The organism is Streptomyces sp. NPDC037301, from assembly GCF_055602785.1.
Map to the genome: position 1 here is coordinate 171,578 of NZ_JBVJWD010000014.1, position 13,794 is coordinate 185,371.

Consider the following 13,794-nt stretch of genomic DNA (forward strand, 5'->3'; position numbering starts at 1 on the left):
TCGTTCAACCGCGACCGTCGTGACGACCGTCCGTCGGGCGGCTTCCGCTCCAACGACCGTCGTGACGACCGTGGTGGCCGCTCCTTCGACCGCCGCGACAACGACCGCCCGTCGTTCAACCGTGACCGTCGTGACGACCGCCCCTCGGGTGGCTTCCGCTCCGGTGGCAGCGACCGTCCGTTCAACCGCGACCGTCGTGACGACCGCCCCTCCGGCGGCTTCCGCTCCGGTGGCAGCGACCGTCCGACCGGCCGCCGCGACGACCACCGTGGCACCGGCACCGGCACCAACACCGGTTCCTTCGGCCGCCGTGACGACAAGCCGCGCTGGAAGCGCAACGGCTGACGTTCACGCGCACGTCGCTGAACAGCTGAACAGCTGAACCCGAAAGCGGGCCCACTCTCCAGGAGTTGGGCCCGCTTTTGATTGGCGGATGGGCCCGCTTCGCCACACGGGTGAAGGTCGGCGGCGGCCGGCAGATGTGCCCCAGCCTCTCCTGAATCCCTTGCCTCGCTGCTCGGGGCCCGCACGACACCAACTCGGAGTTGTGCGGGCCCTCTTGCTTTGAACGGGTTCGATTTTCTCTATCGGTGCCTGTGTGGCTGCTGTTAAAGTCGGTCCACTCGCATGGGGGGTTGGGGCCGGGGGGCTTTCACTTCGCACAGACCGCGGCGCATTCTGCCGCGTCCTCCCCATGCCTTTTTCCGAGGTGTCCGGGAGGGACCCAGCTTGAGACGTCACACGGTCGTACGCAGTGCTGTCGCCGCTGTCGCGGCAATCGGTATCGGGACCGGGTTCGTACCACTGGCGGCGGGGCCCGCCAGTGCGGCAGCCGGTGACGAGGTGGTCTTCCCCGCAACCGTCGCCGCACAGCCGAGAACGGTCGTTCCCCTGTCGGCCGGACCCACGGGGTACCTCCGATACGAGGAGGGGCGCGGCCAGTACTGGAGTACGTACGGCGGCGAGGACCAGACCATCTACAACGATTCGGAGGGGCCCGACGCCGACGGCACCTACGGGGCCGGGGCGGACGTGGTGGCCGCGTTCCAGAGCCGTGGGGATTTCCACCCCGGCCAGATCCGGCTGTACGACGTGGCTGCCGGGAGCAATTCCTACCTGGAACTGCCCGGTGGGCACCAATACGTGGGTACGTATGGCACGAGGGTGGTGACATACAGCCGCACGAGCCCCGCTGCCGCGCCGGAGTGGCATCTGCTGCGCCTCGTGAACGGAGCCGTCCAGGACACCAAGGTCGCCGGATGGCCCGACGGCGCCGAGCGGCCCGTCAAGGCGGTCACCGGTGGGGCCGATGGTGTTCTCGTGCAGTACGAGCAAGGCGGCCACGTCCGTCCGTTGTGGATCTCTCTGTCCACCGGAGAGGCCCGCCCGGTGGGTCCCGAAACCTCGGCCGAGTCGGGTTCGACGGTGCTCACGCGGGACCACGTCGTGGAGTGGACCAAGGACGGCAAGGCGACGTTCTATGCGAAGAACAGCACGTCATCGTCCGGGCCCCTGCCCGTGAGCCAGGTGAGGGACCTTCCCTACGCGCAGGGCGACAAGCTTCTCGGTGTCACGGGGGAACAGCTGGTTGTCGCCCGCGCCTCCGGTCAGGGCGGATCGACTCCGTACCGCCTCGTGACCGTGCCGCCGGACGGCGGGCCGGAGACCGTGCTCTTCGCCTACGGGCGCGCCGACGCCATGCCCACTCCCGCCGGCGGGCTGCTCGTGGTCGCCGGTTCGGCTCCGGACGGACTGGGAGTGCAGCTGATCCGTCCGGGCGACGGCGGACCGACGGTGGGCAAGCTGACGGACGTCACACCGGCGACTTCACGGCCGCGCCGGCTCAGCTTCAGCCAGGGCACGCTCGAATCGCTGGAGGTCATGCCGGATCAGCGCAACGCGTTCCGGTCGCGGACGGTTTCCGTGACGGGGCCGCTCGCTGCAGGAAGCACGGGGCCTGCCGATGACCGTGGTTTCGACCTTGCGAAGTGCACGGACGAAGAGGGATGCCCGGACATTTTCGCCACGGGCGACGGGCGAACGGTGATCCAGCCGGCCCCGGACGGTGGTGGCGACCACATGCCGTCGCTGGTGGGGCAGGGCAGTACCGAGGCCACCCCGTTGTCGGTCCCTGGGCTCGTTTCGTTCCAGGTTCAGGACGTGTCGGGGCGCTACGCGATGGGTCTCGGCCGCCGGACCGACGGTACGTATACCGGGACAGCCGTCATTGACCTGGATACCAGGACGATGCTCGCGACCATAGCCGTCAGCTCCCGGGGTTCCGATTTGTACGGCGACCAGGTATGGGGCGCGGGCGCCAAGAACGGCACGGTTGTCGGCTATGACGTGCGGACCGGTGCGGCGAAGCAGACCGTGGATCTCGGTACAGGGTGCACGGCCGAGGACATCAAGGTCACCTCGCACTGGCTCAGCTGGGACTGTGCTGGACTACCGGCCAGGGGCGGTGTCTTCGACCTCGCGAAGAAGACCAATCTGACGCATACCGAACCGGTCTCGGTGCTCGGCGACGGCTATGTCGCCTGGCGCAACGGGCCGGACGTGAAGATCACCGATATTCGGGGCGCGACCCCGGTAGTGGTGGACACGTACCGGATGGTCGGCGACGGCGAGCGGGAGGAGCAGTACGCCATAGACGCCGGTACGGGACGCATCGCCTATCAACAGGCGGACGGCAACATCGCGGTCGCGGACCTGGGCATTCCCGCCTCGCCGCTGGCGCACATCGACTCCGACGTACCGGCCTCGACGTCGGCGAAGGGCGGAGCTCCGTCCTGGTCGGCTCGCTGGTGGCTGTCGAAGCCCGCGGCCTCGTGGCAGGTGACGTTCAAGAGCAGGGCCACAGGCGCCACGGTCCGTACCCTCACCGGTGGTGAGGCGCGCGGGCTGGTGAAGGCCGGGTGGGACGGCAAGGACGCGGCGGGGCGGCTCGTCGCCGATGGTGCGTATACGTGGACGTTGTCGGCGAAGCCGGCTGATGGTCAGGGCGCGGCTCTGTCGGCGTCGGGTTCGGTGAAGCTGACGGGTGGTGCGGCTGTTCGTCGTGACTTCGTCGGGAGTGACGGGTTCGGTGATCTGCTGGCGTTCACGTCGGCGGGTGTGGCCGATTTCCGTGGTGGCACGGGCAATGGGACCGGCGGGGTCAGTTCGAAGGTGTCGGGTTCGGGTTGGACAGGTGCCGATGCGGTGACGTCGGCGGCGCCGTTCGATGATGTGAACGGTGACCGGTGCAATGACGTGCTGGTGCGGGTGAAGAGCGGTGACCTGCGGGTGTACAAGCCGGCTTGTGGTGGTGCGCTGAAGTCGACGACTGCGTACACGAGGGTCGGTGGGGGCTGGAATGTGTACGACGCGTTGACTTCTCCGGGTGACCTGACCGGCGACGGCCGTGCGGATCTGCTCGCCCGTGAGACGTCTACGGGTGATCTGTATCTGTATGTGAGCAAGGGCGCCGGGGTCTTCAAGGCGCGGGTGAAGATCGGTGCGGGCTGGAAGGGGTATCTGCTTGCCGGCGCCGGTGATCTCAATGGTGACGGCAAGGGTGATCTGCTGGCGCGGGACAAGGCCGGGGTGCTGTGGCGCTATGCCGGGACGGGTCAGGGCAGCCTGGCGTCCCCGGTGAAGGTCGGCGGGGGCTGGCAGATCTACAACTCCCTGGTCGGAGCCGGCGATGCGAGCGGTGACGGCAAGGCCGATCTCCTTGCTCGCGACACGGCCGGGGTGCTGTGGGCCTACCGGGGTGACGGCAAGGGTCTCTTCGCCACACGGGTGAAGGTCGGGAGCGGCTGGCAGATGTACTCCAGGCTCTCCTGACGTACACACCTCCCCGGACGCGACTCCTCAGTACAAGGGCGCGGCCTGCGGGCCGCGCCCTTGCGTCGTGCTGCGCCATGTTTTCCCAGTCGTAACCACGGCGGCGGCATGCGTACTCCGGGGCGAGGGCATCGCTGGGGTCATGACAACAGACATCAGCGAGGACAAGCCGCCACCGGGCGCTTCCGACGAGGAGCGTCTGGCGCAACTCGGGTACACGCAGACGCTGGCCCGCAGGATGTCCGCCTTCGCCAACTACGCCGTCTCGTTCACGATCATCTCGGTGCTCTCGGGCTGCCTGACGCTGTATCTGTTCGGCATGAACACCGGCGGTCCCGCCGTCATCACCTGGGGCTGGGTCGGCGTCGGCCTGATGACGCTGTTCGTCGGCCTGGCGATGGCCGAGATCTGTTCGGCGTACCCGACCTCCGCCGGTCTCTACTTCTGGGCCCACCGACTGGCCCCGCCGCGTTCGGCGGCGGCCTGGGCCTGGTTCACGGGCTGGTTCAACGTACTCGGCCAGGTCGCCGTCACGGCCGGGATCGACTTCGGGGCGGCATCCTTCCTGGGCGCGTATCTGAACCTCCAGTTCGACTTCGAGGTCACTTCCACCCGTACGATCCTGCTCTTCGCCGCGATCCTGCTGCTGCACGGTCTGCTCAACACCTTCGGCGTACGGATCGTCGCGCTACTGAACAGCGTGAGTGTCTGGTGGCACGTCATCGGCGTCGCCGTCATCGTCGGCGCCCTGACCTTCGTACCGGACTCGCATCAGTCGGCGTCGTTCGTCTTCACCGAGTTCGTGAACAACACCGGCTGGGGCAGCGGCTTCTACGTCGTGATGCTCGGTCTGCTGATGGCCCAGTACACCTTCACCGGCTACGACGCCTCCGCCCATATGACGGAGGAGACCCACGACGCGGCCACGGCAGGCCCGCGCGGCATCGTCCAGTCGATCTGGACCTCCTGGATCGCCGGCTTCGTTCTCCTCCTCGGCTTCACGTTCGCCATCCAGTCGTACGACGGAGCGCTGAACACCCCGACCGGCGCCCCGCCCGCCCAGATCCTCCTGGACGCCCTCGGCGCCACCACCGGCAAGCTCCTGCTGCTGGTCGTGATCGGCGCGCAGCTCTTCTGCGGGATGGCGTCGGTGACCGCCAACAGCCGCATGATCTATGCCTTCTCCCGGGACGGGGCCCTGCCCTTCTCCCGCGTCTGGCACACGGTCAGCCCCCGCACCCGCACCCCCGTCGCCGCGGTCTGGCTCGCCGCTCTCGGCGCCCTGGCCCTGGGCCTCCCGTACCTGATCAACGTCACGGCGTACGCGGCGGTGACCTCGATCGCCGTGATCGGTCTGTACATCGCCTACGTCATCCCCACCCTGCTCCGCCTGCTCCGGGGCGACGACTTCACCCCGGGCCCCTGGCACCTGGGCCGCTGGTCCCGCCCGATCGGCGTGGTCGCGGTGGCCTGGGTCCTGATCATCACGGTGCTCTTCATGCTGCCGCAGGTCTCGCCGGTCACCTGGGAGACGTTCAACTACGCCCCCATCGCGGTCCTGGTGGTCCTCGGCTTCGCCGCGACGTGGTGGCTGGCCTCTGCCCGGCACTGGTTCCTCAACCCGAATCACCAACGCACTACCGCCACCGACGAACCTCGCGGAAGCTCCGCCGGCACCCCGGTGAAGCCCCTCTGAAACCTCCTGATTCCGTCGCGACGGGGCCCGGCAACCGATACCCGATCGGCGGCCGGGCCCCGGCGGGCTATGCTCAGGGGTGATTCGCCGAGGGCCGTTAGCTCAATTGGCAGAGCAGCGGACTTTTAATCCGTTGGTTGTGGGTTCGAGTCCCACACGGCCTACGCGAAGCAGGGAGGGGAAACCCCCATCTGACCTGCTACTTAGCGCCTCGATCGGCTTCGTCCGGTCGGGGCGCTTCGTCGTTCCCGGCCTCTTGCGTGAGCGGACGGTCCGACAGCAGGGGCTACGGCGGGGGCCTTACGGGCACGTGGCACCAGCGCGGCGGCGGCTTCTGCCGCGGCTTTGTCGACCTCGGGCAGCAGGCTCGTGTACGTGTCCGACGTGAGCGTGATGGTGGAGTGGCGCAGTGTCTCCTTGATCGTGTGGAGATCACCACCCCCGCCGTGGGTGAGAGTGGCCGCGACGTGACGCAGGTCGCGCAGGGTGATCGGCGGCAGGTCGGTGGTGGCGAGGATGCGGCGGAACGTCTCGGAAACCGTCTCCGGGTGCAGCCAGGAGCCGTCCTCGCGGGTGAACACCTTGCCGGTCTCATTCCAGGCGTCGCCCCACTTCTCCCGGGCGCTCAGCATCGCGTTGTGGTGCTCCCGCAGAAGAGCGACGTTGACGCTGTCCAACGCGATCGTGCTGGCGCTGCCGTCGGTCTTGGGGGCGGACTCGTAGGTGTCCCAGCCGTCGACGACGATTTCCTTGGCCGGGGTGATGAGGCCGGCGTTCAGGTCGACATCGGTCCAGCTCTGGCCAACGGCCTCGCCCCTGCGAAGGCCACGGGTGCCGACGAGGTGGAAGAGGGCGTAGAGCCGATCGGATTCGGCCGCGTCCAGGAACGTGCCGAACTGCGCCGGCGTCCAGACCATCACCGGTGACGGCAGCTCACCGGTGGCACGCCAGCGTTCCACCCGCTGGGTCGTCCAGAGCAGGGGCTTAGGACGCTTGCCGGACTCCAGCTCGACGTGGGAGGCCGGGTTGAAGGTGATGTACTGCTGGGCGATCGCCGCGTTCAGAGCCGCTCGCAGCGTGCGCCGGATGCTCTGCTGCGTCGCTGGGCCGGTGATCTTCCGGAACGGCTTCATCTCGGCGAGCTTCGCCCGTTCGACAGCGAGCCGTGCCCGCTCGGTGGCGATGGGGCGGCCGGGCTTGCTGGGCTTGCACCTGGCGATCTGCTCGCGGCGTTCGAGGTTCTCCGCCTGGATCACCTCGTTGGCGTCGGCCATGCCGTCGTACATCTCCACCAGGTGGCCGACATTGAGACGGTCGAGGCGGACATGGCCGATGCGCGGCTTCAGGTGCACGCGGATGTGCGAGGCATACCCGTTGAGCGTCGTCTTCCGTGACTTCTTCGAAAGAAGCCACTGGTCGAGCCATTCGCCCACGGTACGTCGGCCGATCAGGTCCAGTCCCGCCCTGAAGCGCCTGCGGGTGTCCTCGACGTCGGGCAACGGAGCCTTCTCGTCCGCGACCTGTTCGAGCAGGGCCGCGATGCGGGCCAGGTCGTGCTCGTCGTCGGAATCGGCGATGGAGATGAGAGCCCGTACATGGTCCAGGTCGGACTGTGCCGCCTTCAGCGTCTCGTAGCCGGCGCGGTTGAAGGAGCGGCGGGTGCCGTCCTCACGGGGTGGGAGTTCCTGGCGTATGGAGTAGGAGCCGTGCTTGCGGCTGGTGAGCTTGGGGCACTTCTTGCCGAGCGGCTTGCCGGTCTTGGGGTCGCGGCAGTAGCAGCGGCGGTGTGTGGAGCCCTTCAAAGGCGCGCCGGCGAGGGCGCGGTCGGCGAGACGCTTCAGCAAGGGCAGTGCGGGCGCTGTGAAGGTCCAGGACTCGCCGCCTGCCGTCAGAACGACGTTGCCGTCGTCCGTCGTGCTGAGCGCGTGGCGTGCGGTGAGCATCCGCGCCCTGACGCCAGGGTCGGCCGGTACTGCGTCCACGAAGGGCAGGCTGGGCCGGAACCGTACGGGCTCGTCCGCGTCCCGGTGCTGGAAGTAGCGATCGATCAGGCTTCCGTCAGCCATTTCTTTGACGAGCAGGTCGCGCAGCTGGTCAACGACATGCTGCTTTTGATCGGAGGACCCGAAATGAGGGAGGTCTGCCCTGACTGTCTGTTCTGCTCGCAGGGTGTCCAGAACCCAGGACACGAGGTCGACGCCGGTCGTGGAGCTGAGCCCGCACGTCAAGTGGAGCGACCGCTGTCCCTCGGACGCAGAGACGGCGTGCCACCAGCCACGGGGCAGGTAGAGGATGTCCCCCGGTGTGAGGACGAACTCTGCGACGGGCTCGTCGGGCGGCGGGGCGGTCTCGGTCACGTCGCGGTACATGGGGGCGACGCGGGTCGGTCCGTAGATCTTCCAGCGTTTCCGGCCGTCCACTTGGACGACTACCACGTCGTGGTCGTCCCAGTGCACCCCGAAGCCCTCGCGCGGCTTCCAGGAGGCGTACAGGTTCACCTGGACCTTGGAGCGGAGCCTGGCCTCAAGAGCATGGGCAAGGCCATGTACGCCTGGGTGCAGTTCATCGAATGCGTCGATCACCATGGTGGCGCCCTGGGCGAGCTGTTCGTGCAGGGAGGCGGGGTGGATTCGACGCCATACCGTTCGGCGTCTGGCTACTTCACGCACGGTGTAGGCGTCGAGGGGAACGACCACGCCGTCGACGGAGAGACGGAGCCGCGGTGGTTCCAGGCGGTGCCGGGCGATGATCTCGTTGAGGTCGTCCCAGTCGAGGAGTCCGGCAATGCACTGGGCATCGCCAGGAATGACGCGGAAGGTGCGGCCGAACGCCTCGGCGAGGAAGTCCTCGCCGAGGCGTTCGACGACCGCGTGGGGCTGAGCGGTCATGTGTCCGGTCCCGTCAGGAATCGTTGCTGTCGGACCGGCCGCCGGTGTTGTCCGACGGGATGAACGCACGCTCCCGCGCCGCCTTCACCTGCGCACGGGCGACGAGCAGGCTGTCACCCGTGATGGGCGCCGTCAGGGCTGTGTGCGCCGAGTCCGCCTGCGTTTCGTGCTGGATCTCCATCGCTGACTCCTCTTCTTCTCTTGCACTTGCCGGTCGAGTACGGAGCGGTCCTCCGCACTCGTCGTACGCCCGCCCGCCCGACTGCCGACCCTCACGAGAACAGCCGGGCAGGGTTCTTCCCGCCTCTGCGGCGTCAGGCCGTTGGGGAAGCCATGAGTCGTCGCTCGGAGGCGGAGTCTGTGGGGCTAGTGGTCGCCGAAATACCAGATCAGAAGGCCGAGGGGGGCGGTGGCAAGCAAGGGGAGGAGAGCGCCCGCCCACTCACGCCAGTCGTGCAGCCGCCGCTTGTCGGTCACCGGCGTCTCCGGTGGCTACTCATCGCTCGTGCCCTCCGGACGGCGCTCGCGGTAGAGACTGACGAAACGTCTCGTCAGTCGGCCGAGTTCACGCGTGTACTCGAAGGCAACGAACTGCGGAGTCTCAGCGGTCGGCCGGGCGTTCAGCTCCGTCAGGCGATAGGCGTCCCTGTACATCTGTCGAACGACCGGGTCCTCGTCGAAGCCCAGCTCTTCCGTCACGAAAAGGTTCAGCGCTCCACGCAACTGGGTGGCTGTCAGGTCGATTTCCTGCCGATCGGGCATGGAAAGCGTGATGGCCAAAGCCTTAGTCACGACATCGCTGATGGCTTCGACGTCGATCGGCAGTGCCTCCGGATCGGCAGCGTCGACGCTCGGGGATCGGTCCTTGTCTGTCACGGCGGTCATCACGCGCTCCTCTCGTGTCCGCTTTTGGTTGCGGCGTGTGAAGAGCTAACTGCGGGATGTGCCCATCCGGGTACCGTAAGAGGGAGGCGTGACCGTGAAAGCCGTGAAACCTACGGGAGTTGGCAATGGCCAAAGCACCCCAGGACGACCGCAATACGGGACTCGAAACCCTGCTTGAGCAGGCGCAATGGTCGCGTACCCAGCTCGCCAATGCGGTGAACCGCACCGGTGTCCAGGTCGGTATGACCCTGAAGTACGACCACTCCGCCGTTTCGCGCTGGCTGAGCGGTCGGAGGTCTTGGTGGCGATCGATGACGTCAGCGCTTGGACCATGGGCGACTTCAGCTGCTCCGACCACTGAATCCACTGCTGCGCGCTGAGGACCCTCACTGTTGTTTTGGTGGCGGCTTGCGCCTGCGCGTCGGTCAGACGGCGGCAGGGGCGCCGAGCATCGCGGAAGCCTGTTGGAACGGGTTGAGGACGCGCGTGGGCGCGGCGGTGTGGGGAAGGCCGGGGCAGGTGAAGCCGAGTTGGGTCATGGCCCGGAGGATTTCGCCGGCGCTGAAATCGCGGCGGTCCTGGCGTGTGATGACCTGCCCGACCTGCTTGACGGGGTAGGTGCGGCGGCCGATGATCACGGACTCGCCGATGACCTGTTCGGGCTTGATGCCCTTCATGGATTCCAGGACGCCGCTCTTGGTGAGGTCGAACGGGAAGCGGGCGATGACACAACGCATGATGCCTCACAGGGAGAAGAATGAAGGGGAATGGTTTCGCCGCGGTGAGGCGGTTCAGTGGGCAAGGGCGAGGACGCCCGGAGCGCTGCCCTGCTCGTCGACGACCGGCAGGGCACCGGGCCGGCGGCCGCGCATCGCGTGCTGGGCTTCGGCGATCGTGGTAGCGGGTGAGGTGAACGGTCCGCGGTTGTCGAGAATGTCGCGTAGCTGGACCCGGTCCGTGTACGCGGGGCTGTCACGGACCGCGGCGAGCTGGGCCTGGGTGACCAGTTGGGTGCACAGGCCGTCGTTGTCGCAGACGAGCAGGTGCTCGGTGCGGGCACTGGTCATGACGGCCAGGGCGACTTCGATGGTCATGTCGTCGCAGACCTGCGGTCCGGCCGTGTCCATGGTGTCGGCCACTGTCCTGTGCGCGGGGGTGGCGCTCGCCGGGCGGGGTTGCATCTGAACCAGTGCCAAGATGTGCCTCCTGCAGAGATGGGCCAGTTTTCTGATCAAGGGTTCTAGGCCGCCGCGTCGAAGGAGGACTGCCGCACGATCGTGCGCCGGGCAGTCGAAGCGGGGCTGCGTCGACCGCGGGAGGCCGCGCTGCGGCTGCGCTGACGTCGCTCGGCCACCGGCGTGGTGATCGTCACGGGAATGCCGGAGGGGGTCTGGGCGCCGGTGATCCGGCTGAGTGCCTCCTCGCCCGAGCGGACCTGAGTGGTCTGCGGCACGATGCCGGCGGCTGCCATGAGGCGGCTCATGTCGCGGCGCTGGTTGGGGGTGACCAGAGTGACGACGCTGCCGGACTCGCCGGCCCGCGCGGTACGGCCGCCGCGGTGGAGGTAGTCCTTGTGGTCGGTCGGCGGGTCGACGTTGACAACGAGGTCGAGATTGTCGACGTGGATACCGCGCGCCGCGACGTTCGTCGCGACGAGCACGGTGACATGCCCGGTTTTGAACTGGGACAGGGTCCGAGTGCGCTGCGGCTGCGACTTCCCGCCGTGCAGGGCGCCGGCCCGCACCCCGCTGCTCAGCAGATTCTGCGTCAGCCGGTCGACAGCGTGCTTGGTGTCCAGGAACATGATCACCCGGCCCTCGCGCGCCGCGATCTCCGTCGTCATCCGGTGCTTGTCGGCGCCGTGGACATGCAGTACGTGGTGCTCCATCGTGGTGACCGCCCCTGCGGACGGGTCGACGGAGTGGACGACCGGGTCGGTGAGGTAGCGGCGGACCAGGAGGTCGACGTTGCGGTCGAGTGTGGCGGAGAACAGCATCCGCTGGCCCTCGGGGCGGACCTGGTCCAGGAGCGCGGTGACCTGTGGCATGAAGCCCATGTCGGCCATCTGGTCGGCCTCGTCCAGGACGGTGATCGCGACCTGGTTCAGCCGGCAGTCACCCCGGTCGATGAGGTCCTTGAGGCGGCCCGGCGTCGCGACGACGACTTCGGCACCACGGCGCAGCGCGCTGACCTGCCTGCCGATCGGCATTCCGCCGACGACAGTGGCCAGGCGCAGCCTCACCGAGCGTGCGTGGGGGGTAAGAGCGTCGGTCACCTGCTGTGACAGTTCACGCGTCGGCACGAGGATCAGGGCCAGCGGCTGGCCGGGCTCGGCGCGCTGCCCGGCGGTGCGGGCCAGCAGGGCCAGGCCGAAGGCGAGGGTCTTGCCGGAGCCGGTGCGCCCGCGACCGAGGACGTCGCGGCCCGCGAGGGTATTGGGCAGGGTCGCGCCCTGGATCGGGAACGGGACGCTCATGCCTTGCGCGGTGAGCGAGGCCAGCAACTGCTCGGGCATGTCGAGGTCGGCGAACGCCTCGACGGCGGGCAGCGCGGGAGTGATCGTCTTGGGCAGGGCGAACTCGCCCGAGGCCGCCGCGGGCCGCCGGCCGCGGCCGCCTGGGCGGCTCGGCCCTCCGGAACGGCTCGGGGCGGGCGTGCCGAAGCGGTTGCCCCGGTGCGAACCGGCGCCGGAGCCGAAGGCGGGACCGCCGGTACGGCTGCGGGAGGAGCGGTTGTTCGTACGTGAGGGGTTCATTCAGAACCTTCCTTGATACGGCACGTATCAAGGAATTCTCGCAGCAGAAGAACAGCGCGGGGAATCACAAGAACGAGCCGAACGAAATGCGAAAGCAGATCTGGCCCGCGGTGAATCCGGTGCAAGTGCAGGCGATGAAATGGGTGACGTCATGCGGACGTGAGATCCCGGACGTCTACGGGTGTATCTTCAAAGAGGTCCGCATTCCTGGAGAGGGATCTGCGGGCGTCGTTGCCCCACAGGGAAGCCCCGGGGAATGCCCGTAGCTGGGGCCCGCACCCCGAGGGATGCGGGCCCCAGCTACGAAGTGCGCGTCAGCGTCAGGCAGGAACGATGTTCTCAGCCGTCGGGCCCTTCTGGCCCTGCGCGATGTCGAAGGTGACCTTCTGACCTTCGAGCAGCTCACGGAAGCCCTGAGCGGCGATGTTCGAGAAGTGGGCGAACACGTCAGCGCCGCCACCGTCCTGCTCGATGAAGCCGAAACCCTTGGCCGCGTTGAACCACTTCACAGTGCCAGACGCCATGTCATATCTCCTTGTGGGGCAGTACGCCGGAACCCGCAATCCACGGATACCGGGTCGCCGCGATGATGCCCCGCCCGGAGATGACCGGAAATACAAAACGCTTCCCGCGGCTAAAAATGCCGACGAAAGGCGTTGAGGTTTTTGGGAACCACGACTGCAACTGAGATCGACAGTAGCATGCGGTAGCGGCCTGCGTACGGTCAATAATTCCGCTCTGCCCGTTGCAGTAAATACACTGTCCGCGCGGCACATTAAACTCTCGTCTCGCGGTCATAGATATTGATCCACCCGGAACGCAGCGTTCCAGGAAGAGCGGTCGTCGTTTACGGCGGCCCATCAGCCCGTATACGGGTCCCGACGCAGATCAGCGCAGCGCTGCTGCGCGGCGCTCTCACGAGTGCCCCAGATCCCACCACCATGGACTGAGACTGAAGGCGGCCGACGCCCAGCGTTCGTGCGAACCAGTCGGACAGCAGGACCTGCCCGGGGCAGCAGTACGCTCCGCGCGCGGGCTGATCGCCGTACGGTGGGCGAACACGTCCGAGCCGCCACTGTCCGGGCGGTGAAGCCGCAGCCGTTCTGCGCGTCAAACCACTTCACAGTTCCCGCGGCCCTTGCCTCACACCTTCCTGCCGATGAAGCGTCCTACGACATGCGGCAGACGGAGGCGGTCACCCTGGCTCCTCCGCCGCAGCAGAACGCCCACGACGAAGATGTGGGCGAAGGGAACATCCTGGTCAAGGCAGTTGACCCAGAAGCCACGCGTCAGCCCGCGGTCGTCGGGTTCTCTGATTCGGTGGCGTGGCGGTATTCGGCGTTGATGCGCTGGGCTTCTTCGAGCTGGTCCTCGAGGATGATGATGCGGCAGGCGGCCTCGATGGGGGTGCCCTGGTCGACGAGTTCGCGGGCGCGTGCGGCGATGCGCAGCTGGTAGCGGGAGTAGCGCCGGTGGCCGCCCTCGGAACGCAGCGGGGTGATCAGGCGGGCTTCTCCGATGGCGCGGAGGAAACCTTGTGTGGTACCGAGCATCTCGGCGGCCCGGCCCATCGTGTAGGCAGGGTAGTCGTCGTCGTTGAGACGGCCGAACGAGTCGTCTGCTGTCATTTGCACCTCTCTGTGGAACGCGTGGAGGGGGGGGGGGGGGGGGGGGGGGGGGGGGGGGCGACAGAGAAACACACGGAACCACCACCCCCCCCCCCCTCCCCCCCCTCCTCC

10 protein-coding genes, 1 tRNA gene and 2 pseudogenes are annotated in these 13,794 nt (G+C 67.6%); 4 read left to right on the forward strand and 9 right to left on the reverse strand.

Features of this window, described 5'->3' with window-relative positions; all coding sequences use genetic code 11:
- From ACZ7IB_RS23340 to ACZ7IB_RS23355, 4 genes and pseudogenes are all read left to right on the forward strand, one after another.
- Window positions 1–345 (forward strand): annotated as a pseudogene (locus ACZ7IB_RS23340) (DEAD/DEAH box helicase); the annotation flags it as partial.
- A gap of 384 nt (window positions 346–729) precedes the next feature.
- Window positions 730–3,831 (forward strand): FG-GAP-like repeat-containing protein, encoded by a 3,102-nt coding sequence (locus ACZ7IB_RS23345; RefSeq protein ID WP_470915292.1) that lies wholly within the window; start codon window positions 730–732, stop codon window positions 3,829–3,831.
- A 142-nt stretch (window positions 3,832–3,973) separates the two neighbouring features.
- Window positions 3,974–5,527: an amino acid permease gene (locus tag ACZ7IB_RS23350; RefSeq protein WP_470915294.1), complete on the forward strand. Its 1,554-nt coding sequence runs from the start codon at window positions 3,974–3,976 to the stop codon at window positions 5,525–5,527.
- Between the two features lie 91 nt (window positions 5,528–5,618).
- Window positions 5,619–5,691: transfer RNA gene (locus tag ACZ7IB_RS23355), tRNA-Lys, on the forward strand.
- A gap of 39 nt (window positions 5,692–5,730) precedes the next feature.
- Here ACZ7IB_RS23355 and ACZ7IB_RS23360 read toward each other — a convergent pair.
- The 9 genes and pseudogenes from ACZ7IB_RS23360 to ACZ7IB_RS23400 form a co-directional block, all read right to left on the reverse strand.
- Window positions 5,731–7,329: a site-specific integrase gene (locus ACZ7IB_RS23360; RefSeq protein WP_470915346.1), complete on the reverse strand. Its 1,599-nt coding sequence runs from the start codon at window positions 7,327–7,329 to the stop codon at window positions 5,731–5,733.
- Between the two features lie 408 nt (window positions 7,330–7,737).
- Window positions 7,738–8,415 (reverse strand): annotated as a pseudogene (locus ACZ7IB_RS23365) (JmjC domain-containing protein); the annotation flags it as partial.
- Between the two features lie 13 nt (window positions 8,416–8,428).
- Complete coding sequence (locus tag ACZ7IB_RS23370) at window positions 8,429–8,596, reverse strand: hypothetical protein (protein ID WP_266359515.1); 168 nt, start codon at window positions 8,594–8,596, stop codon at window positions 8,429–8,431.
- A 311-nt stretch (window positions 8,597–8,907) separates the two neighbouring features.
- Window positions 8,908–9,300 (reverse strand): DUF6415 family natural product biosynthesis protein, encoded by a 393-nt coding sequence (locus ACZ7IB_RS23375; RefSeq protein WP_470915296.1) that lies wholly within the window; start codon window positions 9,298–9,300, stop codon window positions 8,908–8,910.
- Between the two features lie 425 nt (window positions 9,301–9,725).
- Window positions 9,726–10,037, reverse strand: coding sequence for an SCO5918 family protein (locus ACZ7IB_RS23380; RefSeq protein ID WP_327368876.1), 312 nt, complete (start codon window positions 10,035–10,037; stop codon window positions 9,726–9,728).
- A gap of 54 nt (window positions 10,038–10,091) precedes the next feature.
- On the reverse strand, window positions 10,092–10,496 hold the full coding sequence (locus tag ACZ7IB_RS23385; RefSeq protein ID WP_266359507.1) for a CBS domain-containing protein: 405 nt from the start codon (window positions 10,494–10,496) through the stop codon (window positions 10,092–10,094).
- 44 nt (window positions 10,497–10,540) lie between these two features.
- Window positions 10,541–12,055 (reverse strand): DEAD/DEAH box helicase, encoded by a 1,515-nt coding sequence (locus ACZ7IB_RS23390; protein WP_470915298.1) that lies wholly within the window; start codon window positions 12,053–12,055, stop codon window positions 10,541–10,543.
- Window positions 12,056–12,375: 320 nt separating this feature from the next.
- Window positions 12,376–12,579 carry a cold-shock protein gene (locus tag ACZ7IB_RS23395; RefSeq protein WP_030304224.1) on the reverse strand — a complete coding sequence of 68 codons (204 nt, stop codon included), beginning with the start codon at window positions 12,577–12,579 and terminating at the stop codon, window positions 12,376–12,378.
- A gap of 765 nt (window positions 12,580–13,344) precedes the next feature.
- The gene (locus ACZ7IB_RS23400) at window positions 13,345–13,683 is read right to left on the reverse strand and encodes a MerR family transcriptional regulator (RefSeq protein WP_470915300.1); all 339 of its coding nucleotides are present in this window, start codon (window positions 13,681–13,683) and stop codon (window positions 13,345–13,347) included.
- Window positions 13,684–13,794 lie beyond the last annotated feature (111 nt).

What these genes read in the sequence shown, in the direction of transcription:
- ACZ7IB_RS23395 (WP_030304224.1), bottom strand. Translation starts at nt 12,579, where the DNA reads ATGGCGTCTGGCACTGTGAAGTGGTTCAACGCGGCCAAGGGTTTCGGC.
- ACZ7IB_RS23350 (WP_470915294.1), top strand. Translation starts at nt 3,974, where the DNA reads ATGACAACAGACATCAGCGAGGACAAGCCGCCACCGGGCGCTTCCGAC.
- ACZ7IB_RS23400 (WP_470915300.1), bottom strand. Translation starts at nt 13,683, where the DNA reads ATGACAGCAGACGACTCGTTCGGCCGTCTCAACGACGACGACTACCCT.
- ACZ7IB_RS23370 (WP_266359515.1), bottom strand. Translation starts at nt 8,596, where the DNA reads ATGGAGATCCAGCACGAAACGCAGGCGGACTCGGCGCACACAGCCCTG.
- ACZ7IB_RS23390 (WP_470915298.1), bottom strand. Translation starts at nt 12,055, where the DNA reads ATGAACCCCTCACGTACGAACAACCGCTCCTCCCGCAGCCGTACCGGC.
- ACZ7IB_RS23380 (WP_327368876.1), bottom strand. Translation starts at nt 10,037, where the DNA reads ATGCGTTGTGTCATCGCCCGCTTCCCGTTCGACCTCACCAAGAGCGGC.
- ACZ7IB_RS23375 (WP_470915296.1), bottom strand. Translation starts at nt 9,300, where the DNA reads ATGACCGCCGTGACAGACAAGGACCGATCCCCGAGCGTCGACGCTGCC.